Consider the following 16,608-nt stretch of genomic DNA (forward strand, 5'->3'; position numbering starts at 1 on the left):
CCATGCGTGGTATCCGCCCCCTTGCTCTTTTGTCCACGGTTGTCGCGAGCGCTGCCCTGCTGACTGCCGGCGGCGCGTCCGCAGTACCGGCTGCTTGTACTTATCCGGCGCAGGTTCTGGACCTCACCCGGTGGAAGGTCCAGCTGCCGATCGACGACCCGGCGCAGTCCGGCACCCAGATCCTGCAGGTGACCCGGCCTCGGCTCAACACTTATGTGCTGTCGCCGTGGTTCAAGCCGACGTCGTCGTGTGACGGCGTGCAGTTCCGCAACGCGGTGAACGGTGTGAAGACGCCGAACACCACCTACGCGCGGTCCGAGCTGCGCGAGATGAAGGCCGACGGCACCACCGAGGCCATCTGGTCGTCGAACGTCGGCACCCACACGATGGTGATCGACCAGGCGATCAACCACCTGCCGAACACCAAGCCGCAGGTGGTCGCCGGCCAGATCCACGACGGCAACGACCGCTCCACCTTCCGTCTCGACGGCAAGGCGCTCTACATCACCCGCGACAACGACACCCACTACAAGCTGGTGACCAGCAACTACGTCCTGGGCACCCGCTTCCAGGCGAAATTCGTCGTCAGCAACGGCTCGATCGAGGCGTACTACAACGGCGTCCTGCAAACCACCATCCCGGTCAGCTTCACCACCGGCTACTTCAAGGCCGGCGTCTACACCCAAGCCAACTGCGACAACTCCACCCCCTGCAACACCACCAACTACGGCCAAACCACCATCTACAACCTCTCAGTCAGCCACAGCTAGCGCGACGCGCCGCAGCACCTGGAGGGTGCTGCGGCGCTGGGGGTTTTGTTCTTGTCAGTGCTTGTGGGGCTTCGTGGTGTCATCCACGTCGATCCGTTCCTTGCGGACGGTGTCCTTGACCGTGGCTTCGTCGCGGATCGTCTCGGTTTCCAGGCCGACGCGTTCGACGGCGACCGTCTCCTTGGCGACGACCGGGCGTTCCTCGTGGAGGACCACCTCGCGCTCGTCTTCCTGGATCTTGCCGGTGCCGGGGTCCGTACCGGCGACCGGCTCACGGACGACACGGACCTCTTCGTGGCTGACCGGGACGGTCACCTGCTGCTCCTCCGTCACCACGTGCTTCTGCAACCGCACCCGGCCCGTCTCGACCGTCTCGGTACCAGCCCGCAACTGCTCCTCGGACCGAACCATCGACTCCTGACCAGCCATACCCTGCGCGGCATCCTTGCCCTTCTTGCCCTGGGCATGCTTCGCCGGCTGACCATCCATGCCCGGCCGGCCCATGCCCGGCTGACCCATGCCCGGCGTACCGACAGGCAGGTTGTAGTGGCGGTAGAGCTCGGCGGCCTCCGCCTCGGAGAGATGACCGTTGTCGTCGATCCGCGGCGCGTCCTTGATCACGTCCTTGTGCGCGCCGACATGCAACCCGTCCCGCTCGGCTCGCGCACCCGTCAACGGGACGAAGGATTCCTTGCTGCCAAACAGTCCGGTCTTCACCGTCACCCACTCCGGCGCCCCGGACACGTCGGAGGCGTAGAGGTGGGACGCCGTACCGACCTTGTGGCCCTCGACGTCGTACACGTCCTGGCCCATCGCCCGTTCCAGCTCCTGCGTGGTGCTCATCGGAAACCATCCCCGTTCTCGTTGTCTTCGGCAACTGCCTTCTTCGGCCGGGTACCCGGAGCGACGATCAGCAAACGAGGAGTAGTCAGACGATGTATTCGAGCAACCGCGCCAGATCCACCCCGAACGGGCGGTCGGCGACGATCGGCGGTACCACGTCCGCAACCTCATCGAGAAGTCCTTGTAACCCTTCTGGGACAGGGCGTTCAGACAAAGCAAACGCCTGGTGTACCGCGAGCAGCTCGCACGCCACCACCTCGCGCGTCAGCCGGATCGCCTCACCCAGTACGCCGACAGCCTCCCAACTGAAGCTCTGCACGTCCTCCTGCCCGTTGGACGTCTCCATCGCGCCGACAGCCGACGGCATCGCCAGCCTGCGAAGGTAGTGGCTAGTAGCAACGGCCCTCTTGTGCACGGTCACCAACCCGGCTTGCGGACCCGGCTCGGCGGCCAACTGCGCCGGCAACCCGGTGACCGCTGGATCCAGCAACCGATGGATCCGAGCCGTCGACACCTCAGCCGCATGCGCCAACGCCGCCACCAGCTGATCACAATGCGCCGCCAGGTCGATCCCGTGGAATCCCGCAGTACCGACAAACTCCCCGTCCAGGAACGCCGGTGAGTCCGTCACGCCGCTGAACGCCCGCTCAACAGCCTCCTCCAGCCTTCCCACCGCCCGCCGCACCTGCGCGTTAACCGGCCCCACCACCCGAAACGAAACCGGCGCCTGCAACCCCCGAGGCTCATCCTCAGCACCAGCCGCGTGCCGTATCCGCTCCAACTCCCCCGCCAACACCTCATCTCCCCTGCCACACAAGGCGTTGTACGGATCCCGATTGGCCCCCACCACAGCAATCGCCCCGGATGCAACCAAGGTCAGCTTCTCCACCAGCCGCCGAGCCATCCCCACCTGCAACCACGCACGGCCCGTCGCCCCAGGAATCCCCGCCAGCAAAGAAATCCCTTCCTTCGGCCCAAGCTCAAACGGCGGCAGGACACCTTCCGCCGAAACAACCGCCCATTCCGCGCTGCGCGCGGAATGGGCGGAAGGTGAAGAGCCGACGCGCGACGCGGGCTGGGCGAGCCCAGCCGTTGGTACAGCGGTGGTGGGGCTAGCGAGCGGCCCCTCGGTGGTCGGTTCAGCGGGCGACCCCGCCGCGGTAAGCCCAGCGAGCGGCCCCGCAGTGGTGGACTCAGTGGGTGGTGTGGACGTGGTGGGTGGTGGGGATAGGAGGGAGCCGATGCCTACCAGGGGGCCGGAGGCGTGGGCTAGGGGGATGATTTCGCCGGCGGAGCCGGCTCCTCCGGTGGGGATGGCGGGGACTAGGCCGCTGTTGAGTAGGGCGACCAGTTGGAGGCATAGCTCAGGGGAGACGCCGGCATCTCCGGTCAGGAAGGTTTTCAGGCGCGCGACCAGCACGGCTCGGGCTTCCAGGGGTGGGAGCCAGGGGGCGCCGCCGGCGGCTCGGGCTAGGAGGAGGTTGTGTTGGTGGGTGCGTTGTTCGGCGTCTGACAGGCGGACTTTGCTCAGGGCGCCCATGCCGGTGTTGACGCCGTAGACGGGGGCGCCGGTGGCCAGGGATGACAGGACGGCCTGACGGGTTGTGCGAAGGCGTTCGAGTAGGGCGGGTGATAGTTCCAGGGGCTCGGAAGAGGTTAGTTGCTCGGGGCCCAGGTCTGCGGCGGAGTTGATCAGCATGTCAGTGGAATCTCAGCATCGTGCCGACGTCGGCGGCTTCGGCTCGGCGGAGGATCAGGTGGGCGATGGCTACGTCCAGCAGGGACAGGCCCCGGTGCCAGAAGAGGGTGCGTTCGGTGGCGGATTCGCGGCCGGGTTTCTGGCCGGCGACGATCTGGCCGAGTTCGGCGTACAGGGTCTGCGGTGACAGGCGGCCGGTGTCGACATGCCGACGCAGGGCGCCGAAGCGGCCGGACTGGGCCTCGCGCCAGTCGTCGACGACCACCTTGTCCATCACGTCGAGAAGGTCCAGCTCGACGGCGCTGACCGTTCCGTAGGGGACGACGAAGGCGCCGGGTCGGACGGCGGCCGTACGGAGCAACGGCTCGGGCTCCATCAGCCGGGTCGCCTCGACGATCACGTCGGCGCCGTCGAACGCCTCCTCCGCGGTCGCGAAGACCCGTACCGGCGTGGACAACTCCGCGGACAGCTCAGCCGCGAACTTCTCCCGCGACTCCGGCCGCCGCGACGTCACCCGGATCTCGTCGAGGTCGAAGAGGTCGTCGAGCATCGTGACGTTCCACCACGCGGTACCGCGCGCGCCGGCATGCGCGAGCACCTTGCTGTCCCGCCGGGCCAGATACCGCGCGCCCACCGTCGTCATCGCCCCCGTCCGCGCCGCCGTGATCATCGTCGCGTCCAGCACCGCCAGCGGTACGCCGGTAGTCGGATCGAACAGCGTCGCCATCGCCAGCTCGCTCGGCAGACCGACCTGGTAGTTCGGGACGAAGTCGCCGACCACCTTCACCCCGCTGATGCCGTGCTCACCCAGCCGGTTGAGATGCCCGCGCAACACGTTGAAGTGCCCGATCCCGCCGTTGTCCGGCATCAGGTGTACCCGCGGCTCGAAGCTCGTCTCGCCCTCACCGTGATCGCGCACGGCCGCCTCGACCGCGTCCACGATCTCCAGCCGGGTGAGCCCGAGCGAGTCGATCTCGGGACCGGACAGGAACCGCAACCAGATGCCATCAGTCATGTCCAGCATCGTGTCATCCGGCTCTGAGCCCGCCAGAAAACGACCAAGGAACGGTCAACCGGCTACCAAAGTCACCCCGCACCAGGCTCGCGCGCTGCTAATTTCGGGGCCATGCGGCCGGAACGGAGCGGGAGATGAGCACGGATTCGTCCACCAAGACGGTGATCGGGCACTCCGCGGCCGACAAGCTCCTCCTGTACGGCGGCCTGCCGCTGCTCGGGCTGGTACTCGGCTTCTTCCTGCCCCGGATCGCCGACTGGGGAGCGAAGCAGGATTGGGTGCCGTTCCAGGGGCCGCTGGAACTCATCTCCCGCTGGGACGGCTGGTGGGTGGTCGCCATCTGCCTCGCGGTCGGCCTGATCGGTGGGGTGCTGCTCGCGGCGATGGCGCTGGAGGACACGCTCAAGACGACGATCGGCAACACCGAGGTCGAGTTCCTGAAGAACCAGCGGACCACCCGGGTACCGCGGGAGAAGGTCGCGCTCGTCTTCCTCGACGGCAAGGAGATCGTGCTGCAGGACAGCCGGTCGGCCGAGCTCGCCCGCGAGAAGCACGACGAGCTGGGCGCCGCCGCGAGGACGAAGATCCAGGCGGCCTTCCGCGCTCACGGCTACCCGTGGTCGGACGCGGGTGATCCGCACGAGGCCGAGTTCCGCCGCTGGGTCGAGGGCGACCCGGATCTGTCGCCGGCGGCGAACGCGGTGCTGAAGGCCCGGTCGAAGGCGTTCGACCAGGGCGACAAGGGCAAGGCCGACCTGCGGGAGCTCCGGCAGGAACTCGGCAAGCTCGGATATGTGGTCCGCGACCGGGACAAGAAGCAGTACTGGCGGTCCGTCCACTGACGCCCTGCAGTCGCCCGCGCGGTCCGGCTGGTGACACGGGCATTTGATCCCTTGCCGTCCGGAGAGACGATGGAAGCGTGATCACGGTTGAGCAGGCGCGGAGGTTGCGGAAGGCCGGGGCGATGTGGGTGCCCGGCGCCGGCGACCGGTTCGTCGTACCGGACCGGGAGATGGACGACGACGTGTTCGTCGTCAGCGACATGACCGTCGAGGTGCACGACTACCCCGGCGGCAAGGTCATCGGCTTCAACGGGACGACCGAGTGGGCGCTCGACAGCATCGAGCAGCGCGAGGTGATCTGGCTGCCACGCGAGGAGCAGCTGCGCGCGTTGCTCGGCCCGCATTTCCAGCGGCTGGAGGCGGTACCGGGTGGTTATGCGGTCGTACTGACCGATGGCCGCTACCCGTCCGAGGATGCCGAGCAGGCGTACGCCGAAGCGCTACTGGCCCTCCTGAACGGCTAACCGGAGGGGGCTGCGCCACAACGGTGCACGGCCGGCCAGGTATGGGCGGGGCCCCTCAGCAGCGCCCGTACCTGGCCGGCCGTGGCCGGTGGCACAACCCCCTCCTTTCAGTAATTGCGTTTACTTGGGTACTACCTGGGAGGAAAGTCTCAGCGGGCCAGTGCCGCCCGCAGCTCGGCCGCGCGGTGGGCGACCCGGTCGCGCGCGGCGATGCTGAAGCCCTGCGCCTGCAGCTCGAGGATCGCGGTCGCCTGGAGCTGGCTGACGCCGAGCAGCTGACGGACCCGGAACGCGGCGGTCAGCCGGTCGGATGCGCCCTCGATCGTCCGCAGCACCTCGGTCCGCCGCTCGAACGCGGTCAGTACGCCCTCGTAGATCTCCAGCTGGGTGTGCGCGGACCGGTCCGGCTCGACCTGCTCGTCCTTCGCGGCACCCCGGACCACCTGACGCCACAGCGCCGGTACGGTGTGGCGGCTGCGGTTGGCTCGCCGGGTGATCGGCAGTGCATAGGTCATCGTCATCAGTTGCGCTCCTGATTCGGTGGTGGTCAGCCGCGCTCGGCGGGTGAGCTGTCTTGGAGTGGAGGGCACGTCTTGCCCGGCGACCGCAGTGCCTCGAAGTGCCAGGGCTCGTTGTCGTAGATGCGGCAGATCCCGTACTTCCAGCCGACCCGCTCCAGCCAGGCCATCGCCGACTGCGGGGCGATGTCGACCGCCCGGCCCTGCACGTGTTCCGACTTGTCCGGCGGCAGCACCCAGCGGGTGGCCGCCTTGTACGAGCCGTATTTCTTGATGGCCTCGTCGAACAGCCGCTGCTGCTTGGCGGCGCTGCGGCGGCCGGAGTTGATCCGCATCGGGATTCCGGCGGCGTGCGCGTCGGCCATCGCCTTGCGCAGCCGGCCGCGCAGCACCGGGGCCAGGCCCTCGATGCTCTCCTCGGAGTACTTCTTCTTGCCGGTCGACTTGGTGGCCTCGGGCGACGGCGTCTTCTTCGGCTTGGACTCCGCCGTCGGCGTCTCGATCGGCGCGGAGGTCTTCCGCACCGGCTTGGGGGCCGGCGGCGGTGGCGAACCGTTGGGTCCGCTCGCGACCACCGGCTGCTTGTCGCCGCTGGAGTCGAAGGACAGCAGGTCGATCACCTGGGCGTGCCAGATCAGCAGCGAACCGACGACGACCACCCCGGTGACAGACAGCAACCGGGCACGCACCGTGAACGGGCGACGCGGCGGCGAGTCGTTGGTCATGGGGTACAGCCTCTCGGGTCGGCGGGTTCGCCACATCGGTCCCAGGGACCGTCTCGGAAGGCCTTAAGTCGGACCTGGGTATCAGGTCCGACGCCCGGTCTCATCCAAAAGTTGGAGAAAACCACCCCTCCTGGCGCAGGAGCCGAAAATTGTCGCCCGCGACTACGCTCTGCAAGTGACCTCATGGCGAAGACTTGCCGCGTGGCAGCAGGACATTCTGCTGGCCGCGGTGGTCGGCGTTGTCTGGTTCGGGGGACTCGCTGTGATCAACAGCAGCGATCTGCGGCCGAAGAATCCGAGTGTCTCGGTGGTCACCGGGATGTTCCTGGTGATGACGATCGCGATCGCCCGGATGGTGCCGCGGATGACGCTGCTGATCGTGTCGATCTGCTATCCACTCGTCTACGCGGCGGCGGAGACCGGGCTGGCCGAGCAGATCGGGCTCAGCATCCTCCGGGCGCCCGCGATCAGCGACGCCGCGCTGCAGTCCGAGCTTCACCTCGCCCCGCTGCTGGTGGTCGGGTATCTCGCGGCAGCGAGCGGAGTACGGCGGTTCACCTGTCTGTTCTTCACCATGGGCAGCCTGGCGGCGCTGATGATCGGCCTGCCGGCGGTCGTCGCGATCGTGATGAGCCACGCCCCGCCGAGCGTCTACCGGTACGGCGAGCGCTACGCGAACCTCCCCCGGGACCCGTACAGCCTCTACGGCTACATCGACCTGTCCCTGTTCGTCTTCGCCGAAGCGCTGATCTGTGGCATGGTCCTGCTCGGCGCCAATGCGCTGCGCCGACGCAAGAGCCTGCTCGTACTGGAGCAGCGCAACACGGCTCTGGTCCGGCTCCAGGCCATCGAGGCCGAGCGGGCAGCAGCGGCCGAGCGGACCCGGATCGCCCGCGACCTGCACGACGTCGTCTCGCACCACATGAGCGCCGTGGTGATCCGTGCGCAAGCGGCCGACCGCGTGGCCGACCAGAAGCCCGAGGTACTACGGGAAGCCGTGCGCTGGATCGCTGCCAGCGGCCGTGAAGCGCTGACCGCGATGCGGGAGACCGTGCGAGTACTGAACACGGCTGCCCCCGGCGCGAGCGCGTTGACCGCGCCGGTACCCGACCTGGCCGACGTTGCACGCATGGGCGACCGACTCAAGGCCGTCGGCATCGACGTGACGATGCAACTGCCGACCCGCAGCCGGCAACTCACCTCAGCCACCGACCTGACCGCGGTACGGATCATTCAGGAAGCGCTGACGAATGTGATGGTGCATGCGAAGGCCACTGCCGCGCATGTGAGCTGGCAGAGTGGACCGCAGGGTGAGTTGCTCACCATCGACGACAACGGGAGCGGCGGACCACCGCCGGTGAACGTGCTGGAGACCGCCCGCCGGCAGGAGAGCGGCCGCGGCAACGGACTGATCGGAATGCGCGAGCGCGCGCACGCGAGCGGCGGCACACTGACCGTCGCCGCCGGACCACTGGGTGGATGGAGAGTGCAGGCATGGTTGCCGCCGCAGAGGTGACGGAGAAGATCAGGATCCTGGTCGCCGACGACCAGGGCGTGATCCGGATGGGCCTGGCGATGATCCTCGACCACGAGCCGGACCTGACCACGGTCGCGCAGGCCGGTGACGGCGAGGAGGCGATCCGGATGATCGCGCAGCACGACCCCGACGTCGTGCTGATGGACATCCGGATGCCGGTGATGGACGGGCTGGAGGCGACCGAGCGGATCACCAAGGCCGCGAAGGAGTCCGGCCGTAATCGGCCCGCCGTCCTGGTGCTGACGACCTTCGACGACGAGGCGTACGTGCTGAGCGCAGTACGGGCTGGTGCTTCGGGGTTCCTGCTCAAGGACACCGATCCGGATCTGCTGGTATCGGCGGTGCGGGCGGTGCATCGAGGCGACTCGTTGGTCGATCCGGCGTCGACGCGGGTGCTGCTCGAGCGGTGTGTGGAGCTGGAGCGGCAGGTCGGCAGTGGGACTGCTGAGTCGGCGCCGGCTGCTGCGGGGCGGTGGACCGGGCCGCTCGCGCAGTTGAGTGAGCGCGAGCGGGAGATCCTGGTCTGGATGGCGCGCGGGCTGTCCAACCGCGATCTGGCGGCGAAGCTCTTCGTCAGCGAGACCACGGTGAAGACCCACGTCAGCAGCGTCCTGTCCAAGCTCGGCCTGTCGAGCCGGGTCCAGGCGGTCGTCGTGGCCTACGAGGCCGGCGTGGTCCGCCCGGGCGAGGCCGAGGTCCGCTGGGAGGGCTGAGGTGCTCTTGCCGGCGTCAGCTCAGCAGGAGCCAGGCGCCGAGGGCGGCGGCGATCAGCACGACGATGGTGAGCAGTTGAGCAAGTACTGACGCCTGGCGGCGTTGTGGCAAGAAGTCCCCGGTCATACCGTCAAGCCTGCCGGGGAAAGCGGCGGTTTCCATCCTCCCCGGGAACGGTTCGGACGTGACCCAAGTCGCCCCTTGGCAGCCCCGGAATCATCCCCAGGGATGACAACCGATCCACATTGTTGCCGTAGGCCCCTGTATGGTCACTCGCCGAAGTACTCGGCCGCCACCTTCTTGGGCACGCACATCCGCCAGGCCTCCAGCACCAGTTCGCGCAGCTCCTCCTCGTCGAGCGCGGCGAGGTTGACCTCGATCCACTTGTACCGCTCGTCGGCCTTGCTGGGCGGCAGGAACTTCTCCGGGTACGCCGCGATCGCCGCCGCCCGTTCCTCTTTGGGGAACCCGATCCCCATCGTCTTCTCGTCCCGCGACAGCGCGAGGTAGACGATCTGCCCGACCCGGAACTTGATCCGGTCGCGGACGATCACCTCGTAGCTGCGCGGCAACCCCTCGGTCACCGCCCGGATGTCCTCCAGATCCACCACGGGCTCGACTTTACCGGGCTCAGGCGCGGCGGGCCTTGCGGAGGGCGAGCAGGTCGCCCTCCACCACGGCGTCCTCGACGGTCCAGCCGAGATCGGCGTACGCGCCGCGCAGCCACACAGCGGTCGCGTAGTGAGCGTCCGGACCGGTGCCACGGCAGGCGAGTGGCTCCTCCACAGCAGATGTTGTCAGCATCACTTTCCTGCCTCCGCTCAGCGTGCACAATGGCGGTGAGGTGCCGGTATCGGGCCTGTCAGCTGCCCATGCCGGACGATTCCGGCGCCGGGAGGCCGTACCGTGGTCTGATGCCCGAAGCAATCGTGAGTGCGGTCGAAGGTGCTGAGGTGGTGTTCCGCCTTGGTGACTCCGAGCATGCGTTCACCGGTGTCCGGTTGTGGGAAGAGCTCGGCCTGGCCGCCGAGCAGCTCGAGTTCAAGCCGGTCGACTACGGCTGGGAACTGCGGCTGCCGCGCCCCTCGGTGCACCGGATGGAGTACCTGTTCGACATCGCCGGCAGCGGGATGCGGACCGACCCGACCAACCCCCGGGTCGTCGGCGGCGCGTTCGGCGAGCACTCCTGGCTGCCGCTGCCCGGGTACGTCGAGCCGGACTGGATCACGATCGAGCCGATCGCGTCGACCCTGACTCCGCTGACTGCCGACCCGACTCCGGTCGGCCCGATCGACGTGACGGTCTGGTCGCCGGATGGCATCGCGCCGGGCTTCGAACTACCGCTGCTGCTGGCCCACGACGGGCCCGAGTTCGCCGCGTACGCCGGGCTGACCCACTACGTCGGCGCCATGATTGCCGACGGCACGCTGCCACCGTTGCGTCTCGCGCTGATCCGGCCGGGTTCACGCAACCTCTGGTACGCGGCCAACCCGTCGTACGCCGAAGCTCTCACTCAGCACGTGCTGCCGGCGGTCACTTCGGCGTACCGGAGCAAGAAGCCGGTACTGATGGGCGCAAGCCTCGGCGCCCTGGCCGCCCTCCACGCCGAATGGCACCACCCAGGCACCTTCGCCGGCCTCTTCCTCCAGTCCGGCTCCTTCTTCACCCTCGACACCGACCCACAGGAGTCCCGGTTCGAGTACTACACCGAGGTCACCGGCTTCGTGAACTCGGTGCTGGCGGCCACCTCTTTCCCGAGCGACCCAGCCATCGCCATCACCGCCGGTACGCCGGAGGAGAATGTGCACAACAACCGGGTGATGGCGGCCCACCTCACCAAGCTCGGTCTGCGCGTAGCCTTCGACGAAACGCCGGACATGCACAACTTCACAGCCTGGCGTGATGTGCTAGATCCCTGTCTGACGGATCTACTGAAGCGCACCTGGAGTGAGGCTGATGGAGCGAGAGCAGGTTGAGCTGGATGCGCCGGGCCTGGACCGGCCCGGCACGCTGATCCGTTACGGGCACTATGGCCGCCCGGTGCTGGTGTTCCCCAGTGAGCAGGGGCGGGCCTGGGACTACGAGAACAACGGGATGGTCGGGGCAGTGGCCGACCTGGTCGAGGCCGGCCGGGTCAAGCTGTACTGCGTCGACTCCTACGACCACGTGAGTTGGTCCGATCGCAGCATCCCGCTGGAGGAGCGGGCGCGGCGGCATGGGCTCTACGAGTCGTGGATCCTCGATCACGTCGTACCGGCGATCGGTAGTGACACCCCTGGTGCGTCGGACATCATCACCACCGGCTGCAGCCTCGGGGCCTTCCATGCGCTCAACTTCGCGGTCAAGCGGGCCGACCTGTTCCCGATCGCGATCTGCCAGTCGGGCAACTACGACGCGGCCAGCTGGCACGCCTGGGGCGAGCGCGGCGACGCTACGTACTTCAACAACCCGGCCGACTACCTGCCCAACCTGGAGGGCGACCACCTCGAGTGGTTGCGCCAGCGGCTGTTCCTGGTGCTCACGGTCGGCCAGGGCGACTGGGAGACGCACCCGACCGGTTCGCTGCCGTCCGCGCGCGCCACTGCCGAAGTACTGGCCGCCAAAGGCATCCCCCATGAGCTGGACCTCTGGGGACACGACGTAGCCCACGACTGGCCCTGGTGGCGCAAACAACTAGCCCACCACCTGCCCCGATTCGTCTAAGGAGCTTGGGATGGCTGACCGCTCTCAGCATTTGATCGGGTTGTTGCTCGGCGCCGAGGAGGACTGGCCGCAGGCGTTCGAAGCGTTGCTGCGGCAGGTCGGCCCGGTCAAGGCCGGCGGCACCACGCACGAGTTCAGCACCGACCGGCTGACCATCGAGCCGTTCGACCTGAACGATCCGGTCCGGGTCGAGCTGGTGATCGACCGGCTCGCCTACTGGTACTACCACCCGCGCGAGTGGCTGAAGAAGGCCGCGCTGATGAACGGCACCTACCTGCTCAACTCGCCGTTCACCTTCCAGTCGATGGAGAAGCACAGCGCGTACTGCGCGATGCTGCGCCTCGGCCTGAAGATCCCGCGGACCGTGCTGGTGCCGTTCAAGAACCCGGTCGACAACGTGCGCTGGGCGTACACGGCGGAGAAGTACAACAAGCCGTTCGACCTGGACGCGATCGCCGACGACCTCGGCTACCCGATGTACATGAAGCCGTTCGACGGCGGCGGCTGGCGCGGCGTCTCCCGGATCAACAACCGCGAGGACCTGCACACCGCCTACGACGAGTCCGGCGAGATGCTGATGCACCTGCAGGCCACGGTCGAGTACGAGAAGTTCGCCCGGGCGCTGTCGATCGGCGCCGAGACGATGGTGATGGACTTCCGCCCGGACGAGCCGATGCACAACCGGTACGCCGTCTCGCACGACTTCCTCAGCCCGTCGGCCGGCCACCAGGCGGTCGCGATCAGCCGGATCGTGAACGCCTTCTTCGGCTGGGAGTTCAACTCCTGCGAGATGCTGGTGGCCGGCGACTCGGTGCACCCGATCGACTATGCGAACGCCTGCCCCGACGTCGCGATCACCTCGCTGCACTACTACTTCCCGTGGGCGATCAGCGCGCTGGTCAAGTGGTCGGTGTTCTCGCTGGCGACCGGCCGCAAGACCAAGGTCGACCTGCACACCGAGCGGTACTTCGCGATCGCCGACGACGACTCGCTCGACTACGACGCCAAGCTGGAGGGGTACCTCGCGCTGGCCGACGAGTACTTCGAGACCGCGAAGTACCAGGAGTGGTGTGCCGAGAACCTGACCGACTTCGACGCGAAACTGGTCGACTGGGTCTCCGGCGACGACTTCGACCGCATCCTGCGCGAGACGGTTGCCGCGACCTACCCGGCCCACGAGCAGGAGAAGTTCCTGGCCCACTTCCGCGGCCTGACCGGTCTATGGGTCAGTGACCAGGGTTAGACCAGTAGTGCCACGAGTACCGCGGCGATGACTAGTTGGAGGGCTGCGGAGACTGCCCGGCGGCGGGGGCGGGCAGGTCTGAGCCAGGGGAGGTCTGGCCAGGCCCAGCCGGAGTACGCCGTGGCTGCGGCCAGCAGGGCTAGGCCTACCAGCCAGAGCCAGGGTGGGAGGTCTTGCCAGTTGGTGATGGTCCGGGCGAGCAGTAGGAAGAGGATGCCGGCCGCGAGGACGATGAGCAGGTCCAGGCGGTCGCGGAGCTTCCTGGTGCGAATCTGCCAGAGGGCGAGCAGCGGGTAGCCCACGGCCAGGGCGATGGCGACGTACTTCACGACTGGTCCGCCAGGAGCTTGGTGGCGAACTCGTCGACATCCGCCGCGACATCGGACAGCACCACGACCGCTCGCTTCTTCTCCAGGTCGAGGCCGACGAACGAGCGGTAACCGCCGGTACCACCGTTGTGCCAGACCATCTTGCGATCAGTGCCGGCCAACGGACTCGTGAGCCAGAAGTAGCCGATCCGGTCGCCTTCCTCGAAGTCTCTTAGGGGCGCGAGTGCCTCGACTCCGTTGCCCCGTAGCAACGACTGGGCGAGCAGGGAGAGGTCACCTGCGCTGGAGACGATGCCGCCGGCCGGGGCGTAGCCGTCCTGGATCCACGGATCCTCCTTGCGTCCACCGGAGCTGTAGCCAGGTGGGGCCGCGTCGTCGACTGTCGTCGGTACATGGGTTTCATCAAGGTCGAGTGGCTTCAGGAGGCGCTCGCGGAGGAAGTCCGGGTAGCTCATGCCGGCTTTGCGTGCCAGGGCCTGGCCGAGCAGGGCCGCGCCGACGTTGGAGTACGCCGGTTGGCCGCGGCCGCCCGCGTCGGCTTTGGCCTGGCTGATCAGGTCGTCGACGGTGTACGGGTAGGGGTTGCCCGCGTCGAGGGTGGTGAGCAGGCCGCGCGCTACGTCGAGCGGCTTGGTCGACGTGCGCGGGAGGCCGGAGTAGTGGGTCGCGAGGTCTTCGAGCGTCGCGGTGGAGACCTCGGCGCCGTTGAGAGGGAGGAAGGTCCCGACCTGGTCGTCGAGCTTGACCTCACCGTGGTGGATCGAGTTCGCCAGCAGCAGTCCGGTGAAGCATTTGCTGAGCGAACCGATCTCGAACTCGCTGTGCTCGTTGGCGCCGCGGCCGGCGAAGGTCAGCGAGTTGTCGCCGATGACAACTACTTCGAGGCGATGTCCGGCGCCCTGGTAGTGCTGGTCGATATAGGTCTGGAGTTTGTTGTCACCGGTCCGCGCCGACTCCAACTCGATCGTCCGCGGCCGAACCAACCACCCTCCGACCGCTACTGCCAGCGCGACCACTATCGCGATCCCCGCGCTTATAGACACTTTCAAGGCTTTACCTCTGCAGGGCTTCCAGGATTGCCAGAAGGGCGACCACACGCGGTGGTGGGACGGAGAAGGTACCGCGACTGGGACTGTGGAGCCAGCCCTCAGCAGTCAGTTGCCTTAGATGGTGATAGATCTGCCCACTGGTCCCCAACCCGTCAACCTCGCTCAGCGCACTGACGGTGTTCCTTCCCTGGACGATCTCCTGCAACAACCTCAGCCGCACAGGACTCCCCAGAGCCGCCAGCGTCCCGGCAAACCCCGCCCAGTCGGGCCCGGCCTCAGCCACCTGACCCACAGCACCCTCGACGGCTACGCCCCCCGCTTCCGCGCCGCCCGACGCCCGCAGGGCGGCGGGCGGCGCGTGCTCTTGGGGTGTGGACAAAGCCGCGGATTCGAGCGCACTCACGCGCTTCTCCAGCTCTGCGAGCCGGTTATCCACAGGGTTCTCCACATTGTGGATAGTACGTAGTTACGTAGGTATTGCAAGTACCGCCGGAAGTAGGGTGGCGGCGTGCGTGATGACGAGGTGCCTGGGTGGTGGCAGCGGCTGGGGCTCGACGGGCTGGTGGACGTGCATGTGCACTTCCTGCCGGATCGCGTGATGGATGCCGTCTGGAGCTACTTCGACCAAGCAGCAACCCACTACGGCACCCCCTGGCCGGTCACCTACCGCACGCCAGTCGCCGAGCGGCTCCAGACGCTGCAGGACCTCGGCGTACGCCGGTTCCCCGCACTCGTCTACCCGCACAAGCCCGACATGGCCGCGTCCCTCAACACCTGGGCACGCGACTTCGCAGCGACTACGCCAGGCTGCGTCTCGAGCGGCACCTTCTACCCGGAGCCCGGCGCGGCGCAGTACGTGAAAGAGGCTCTCGACGAGGGCACGAAGATCTTCAAGGTGCACGTCCAGGTCGGCGACTACGACCCGCGTGACGACGACCTGGACGCGGTATGGGGCCAGCTGGCCGAGTCCGGCGTACCAGTGGTCGTCCACTGTGGCTCCGGCCCCATCCCAGGCCGCCACACCGGCCCCGGCCCGATGGGCGACGTATTACGCAAGCATCCCCGCCTCACCGCGGTCATCGCCCACCTGGGCATGCCGGAGTACGCCGAGCACCTACAGCTCGCGGAGACCTACCCCAACGTCCACCTGGACACCACGATGGCCTGCACCCCGTTCACCGAGGCACTGGCGCCATTCCCCCGCGACCTGCTCCCCCGCTACGCCGCCCTCCAAGACCGGGTAGTCCTGGGCTCCGACTTCCCCAACATCCCGTACCAATACGCAGTACAGCTGGAAGCCCTCGAACACCTTGACCTAGGCGACGACTGGCTACGAGCCGTCTGCTGGGAGAACGGCAACCGCCTACTCGGTGGGTAGGTGCGCGGCGAACCACGCCAGAGTCAGTCCGGTGAGGATCTCGTCCCGGTCGACCAGCAGATCGACCAACTGCGCATGCCAGGCGTGCAAGGCAGTACTGAGCACCAGCGACGAGATCTGCTGCCGTTCACTGAACGCGGTGAGGTTCTCGTTGAACCACCGGACCTCCGCCAGCTCCACCGGGTCCATCCCACGCCGCTCGGCCTGCGTCTCAGTGACCTCCGTGTACGCCGGTGTCGCACTCAACCCGTCGCGGTCGTCACCTACCCGGTAGTCGTGATACCCGAGCCGGCGCATCAGCTCATCCCACCCCGCCGCTGTCCGCCGGCTAGTGGACGCTTCACCGAAGCCGGCCAACGCCGTCCACGCGATCGACGGAATGACCAGGTGATACGCACCCCGGGCCTCGTACGGAAGAGCAGTGGAGAGCGCATCCATCACACCGCTGGGCCAGGCGTGCGTCAGCAGCACCGGCTGGGCATCCGGGTCGGCGGCCCGCAGGTGCAGGAAGTGCACGAACTGCCCAGCGATCTCGGTCGTGTAGTGGTCGTACGTGTTGAGCCTGTTCTCGTGAGCGCGCCAGTCGTAGCCGTTGACCCAGTAGTCGACCAGGTCGTCGGCATAGGTGGCCGGCACGATTCGGTCGAGCCCGGCGGCGATGTAGTCGCCACTGTCCCGGAACGTCCGCAACCGCCGGTACAGCGAGTCGAGGTCCGCCTGCGGCACCCGCACCCGCAGCCGCCGCACCTCGGCTGTTCGCTCAGTCGTCACCCATCTCC

General features: G+C 67.5%; 20 protein-coding genes. 9 read left to right on the forward strand and 11 right to left on the reverse strand.

Features of this window, described 5'->3' with window-relative positions; genetic code table 11:
- The first annotated feature begins 2 nt into the window (after positions 1-2).
- Positions 3-770 carry a polysaccharide lyase family 7 protein gene (locus ACIA12_RS34000; protein WP_396371376.1) on the forward strand — a complete coding sequence of 256 codons (768 nt, stop codon included), beginning with the start codon at positions 3-5 and terminating at the stop codon, positions 768-770.
- Positions 771-824: 54 nt separating this feature from the next.
- On the opposite strand, the gene ACIA12_RS34005 is transcribed toward ACIA12_RS34000, so the two are convergent.
- The 3 genes from ACIA12_RS34005 to ACIA12_RS34015 form a co-directional block, all read right to left on the reverse strand.
- Complete coding sequence (locus tag ACIA12_RS34005) at positions 825-1,613, reverse strand: YsnF/AvaK domain-containing protein (protein ID WP_396371377.1); 789 nt, start codon at positions 1,611-1,613, stop codon at positions 825-827.
- 85 nt (positions 1,614-1,698) lie between these two features.
- Positions 1,699-3,312, reverse strand: a complete 1,614-nt coding sequence (locus ACIA12_RS34010; protein ID WP_396371378.1) for an aromatic amino acid lyase — start codon at positions 3,310-3,312, stop codon at positions 1,699-1,701.
- 1 nt (position 3,313) lies between these two features.
- Positions 3,314-4,327 (reverse strand): ornithine cyclodeaminase family protein, encoded by a 1,014-nt coding sequence (locus ACIA12_RS34015; RefSeq protein ID WP_396371379.1) that lies wholly within the window; start codon positions 4,325-4,327, stop codon positions 3,314-3,316.
- Positions 4,328-4,461: 134 nt separating this feature from the next.
- On the opposite strand from ACIA12_RS34015, the gene ACIA12_RS34020 reads away from it, so the two are divergent.
- Entirely contained in the window at positions 4,462-5,169 is a 708-nt protein-coding gene (locus tag ACIA12_RS34020) for a hypothetical protein (RefSeq protein WP_396371380.1), read from the forward strand.
- Between the two features lie 77 nt (positions 5,170-5,246).
- Complete coding sequence (locus ACIA12_RS34025) at positions 5,247-5,633, forward strand: pilus assembly protein CpaE (protein WP_396371381.1); 387 nt, start codon at positions 5,247-5,249, stop codon at positions 5,631-5,633.
- A 149-nt stretch (positions 5,634-5,782) separates the two neighbouring features.
- On the opposite strand, the gene ACIA12_RS34030 is transcribed toward ACIA12_RS34025, so the two are convergent.
- Both ACIA12_RS34030 and ACIA12_RS34035 read right to left on the reverse strand, forming a co-directional pair.
- A complete protein-coding gene (locus ACIA12_RS34030) occupies positions 5,783-6,154 on the reverse strand; it encodes a hypothetical protein (RefSeq protein WP_396371382.1) in 372 nt (123 codons plus the stop codon).
- Between the two features lie 26 nt (positions 6,155-6,180).
- Positions 6,181-6,876 (reverse strand): M15 family metallopeptidase, encoded by a 696-nt coding sequence (locus tag ACIA12_RS34035; RefSeq protein ID WP_396371383.1) that lies wholly within the window; start codon positions 6,874-6,876, stop codon positions 6,181-6,183.
- Between the two features lie 175 nt (positions 6,877-7,051).
- On the opposite strand from ACIA12_RS34035, the gene ACIA12_RS34040 reads away from it, so the two are divergent.
- Together ACIA12_RS34040 and ACIA12_RS34045 are read left to right on the forward strand one after the other, a co-directional pair.
- Positions 7,052-8,392 carry a sensor histidine kinase gene (locus ACIA12_RS34040; protein WP_396371384.1) on the forward strand — a complete coding sequence of 447 codons (1,341 nt, stop codon included), beginning with the start codon at positions 7,052-7,054 and terminating at the stop codon, positions 8,390-8,392.
- Positions 8,389-9,126 (forward strand): response regulator, encoded by a 738-nt coding sequence (locus tag ACIA12_RS34045; RefSeq protein WP_396371593.1) that lies wholly within the window; start codon positions 8,389-8,391, stop codon positions 9,124-9,126. Before ACIA12_RS34040 ends, ACIA12_RS34045 begins: the two co-directional genes overlap by 4 nt.
- A 270-nt stretch (positions 9,127-9,396) precedes the next feature.
- Here the strand turns inward: ACIA12_RS34045 and ACIA12_RS34050 are convergent, their stop codons facing one another.
- Positions 9,397-9,738, reverse strand: a complete 342-nt coding sequence (locus ACIA12_RS34050) for an MmcQ/YjbR family DNA-binding protein (protein ID WP_396371385.1) — start codon at positions 9,736-9,738, stop codon at positions 9,397-9,399.
- Between the two features lie 19 nt (positions 9,739-9,757).
- Positions 9,758-9,931, reverse strand: coding sequence for a hypothetical protein (locus tag ACIA12_RS34055; RefSeq protein WP_396371386.1), 174 nt, complete (start codon positions 9,929-9,931; stop codon positions 9,758-9,760).
- A gap of 110 nt (positions 9,932-10,041) precedes the next feature.
- Between ACIA12_RS34055 and ACIA12_RS34060 the strand changes: the two genes are divergently transcribed.
- From ACIA12_RS34060 to ACIA12_RS34070, 3 genes are read left to right on the forward strand one after another with little or no spacing between them, the layout of a single operon-like run.
- Positions 10,042-11,103: an alpha/beta hydrolase gene (locus tag ACIA12_RS34060; protein ID WP_396371387.1), complete on the forward strand. Its 1,062-nt coding sequence runs from the start codon at positions 10,042-10,044 to the stop codon at positions 11,101-11,103.
- Positions 11,084-11,830, forward strand: a complete 747-nt coding sequence (locus ACIA12_RS34065; RefSeq protein WP_396371389.1) for an esterase family protein — start codon at positions 11,084-11,086, stop codon at positions 11,828-11,830. The genes ACIA12_RS34060 and ACIA12_RS34065 overlap by 20 nt, the downstream gene beginning before the upstream one ends.
- A 10-nt stretch (positions 11,831-11,840) precedes the next feature.
- Complete coding sequence (locus ACIA12_RS34070; RefSeq protein WP_396371391.1) at positions 11,841-13,073, forward strand: hypothetical protein; 1,233 nt, start codon at positions 11,841-11,843, stop codon at positions 13,071-13,073.
- On the opposite strand, the gene ACIA12_RS34075 is transcribed toward ACIA12_RS34070, so the two are convergent.
- From ACIA12_RS34075 to ACIA12_RS34085, 3 genes are read right to left on the reverse strand one after another with little or no spacing between them, the layout of a single operon-like run.
- The gene (locus tag ACIA12_RS34075; protein ID WP_396371392.1) at positions 13,070-13,402 is read right to left on the reverse strand and encodes a hypothetical protein; all 333 of its coding nucleotides are present in this window, start codon (positions 13,400-13,402) and stop codon (positions 13,070-13,072) included. The two genes, ACIA12_RS34070 and ACIA12_RS34075, sit on opposite strands and share 4 nt — an antisense overlap.
- On the reverse strand, positions 13,399-14,445 hold the full coding sequence (locus ACIA12_RS34080; RefSeq protein ID WP_396371393.1) for a serine hydrolase domain-containing protein: 1,047 nt from the start codon (positions 14,443-14,445) through the stop codon (positions 13,399-13,401). Before ACIA12_RS34080 ends, ACIA12_RS34075 begins: the two co-directional genes overlap by 4 nt.
- A 10-nt stretch (positions 14,446-14,455) precedes the next feature.
- Entirely contained in the window at positions 14,456-14,899 is a 444-nt protein-coding gene (locus ACIA12_RS34085) for an ArsR/SmtB family transcription factor (protein ID WP_396371394.1), read from the reverse strand.
- 60 nt (positions 14,900-14,959) lie between these two features.
- Between ACIA12_RS34085 and ACIA12_RS34090 the strand changes: the two genes are divergently transcribed.
- Positions 14,960-15,829, forward strand: a complete 870-nt coding sequence (locus ACIA12_RS34090; RefSeq protein ID WP_396371395.1) for an amidohydrolase family protein — start codon at positions 14,960-14,962, stop codon at positions 15,827-15,829.
- On the opposite strand, the gene ACIA12_RS34095 is transcribed toward ACIA12_RS34090, so the two are convergent.
- Entirely contained in the window at positions 15,815-16,600 is a 786-nt protein-coding gene (locus tag ACIA12_RS34095) for an epoxide hydrolase N-terminal domain-containing protein (protein ID WP_396371396.1), read from the reverse strand. The two genes, ACIA12_RS34090 and ACIA12_RS34095, sit on opposite strands and share 15 nt — an antisense overlap.
- Positions 16,601-16,608: the final 8 nt, after the last annotated feature.

It is taken from the genome of Kribbella sp. NPDC051620 (genome assembly GCF_044453825.1).
In the GTDB taxonomy this organism is placed as follows: Bacteria; Actinomycetota; Actinomycetes; order Propionibacteriales; family Kribbellaceae; genus Kribbella.

What these genes read in the sequence shown, in the direction of transcription:
- ACIA12_RS34015 (WP_396371379.1), bottom strand. Translation starts at nt 4,327, where the DNA reads ATGACTGATGGCATCTGGTTGCGGTTCCTGTCCGGTCCCGAGATCGAC.
- ACIA12_RS34010 (WP_396371378.1), bottom strand. Translation starts at nt 3,312, where the DNA reads ATGCTGATCAACTCCGCCGCAGACCTGGGCCCCGAGCAACTAACCTCT.
- ACIA12_RS34000 (WP_396371376.1), top strand. Translation starts at nt 3, where the DNA reads ATGCGTGGTATCCGCCCCCTTGCTCTTTTGTCCACGGTTGTCGCGAGC.
- ACIA12_RS34005 (WP_396371377.1), bottom strand. Translation starts at nt 1,613, where the DNA reads ATGAGCACCACGCAGGAGCTGGAACGGGCGATGGGCCAGGACGTGTAC.
- ACIA12_RS34060 (WP_396371387.1), top strand. Translation starts at nt 10,042, where the DNA reads ATGCCCGAAGCAATCGTGAGTGCGGTCGAAGGTGCTGAGGTGGTGTTC.
- ACIA12_RS34030 (WP_396371382.1), bottom strand. Translation starts at nt 6,154, where the DNA reads ATGACGATGACCTATGCACTGCCGATCACCCGGCGAGCCAACCGCAGC.
- ACIA12_RS34065 (WP_396371389.1), top strand. Translation starts at nt 11,084, where the DNA reads ATGGAGCGAGAGCAGGTTGAGCTGGATGCGCCGGGCCTGGACCGGCCC.
- ACIA12_RS34020 (WP_396371380.1), top strand. Translation starts at nt 4,462, where the DNA reads ATGAGCACGGATTCGTCCACCAAGACGGTGATCGGGCACTCCGCGGCC.
- ACIA12_RS34070 (WP_396371391.1), top strand. Translation starts at nt 11,841, where the DNA reads ATGGCTGACCGCTCTCAGCATTTGATCGGGTTGTTGCTCGGCGCCGAG.
- ACIA12_RS34035 (WP_396371383.1), bottom strand. Translation starts at nt 6,876, where the DNA reads ATGACCAACGACTCGCCGCCGCGTCGCCCGTTCACGGTGCGTGCCCGG.
- ACIA12_RS34055 (WP_396371386.1), bottom strand. Translation starts at nt 9,931, where the DNA reads ATGCTGACAACATCTGCTGTGGAGGAGCCACTCGCCTGCCGTGGCACC.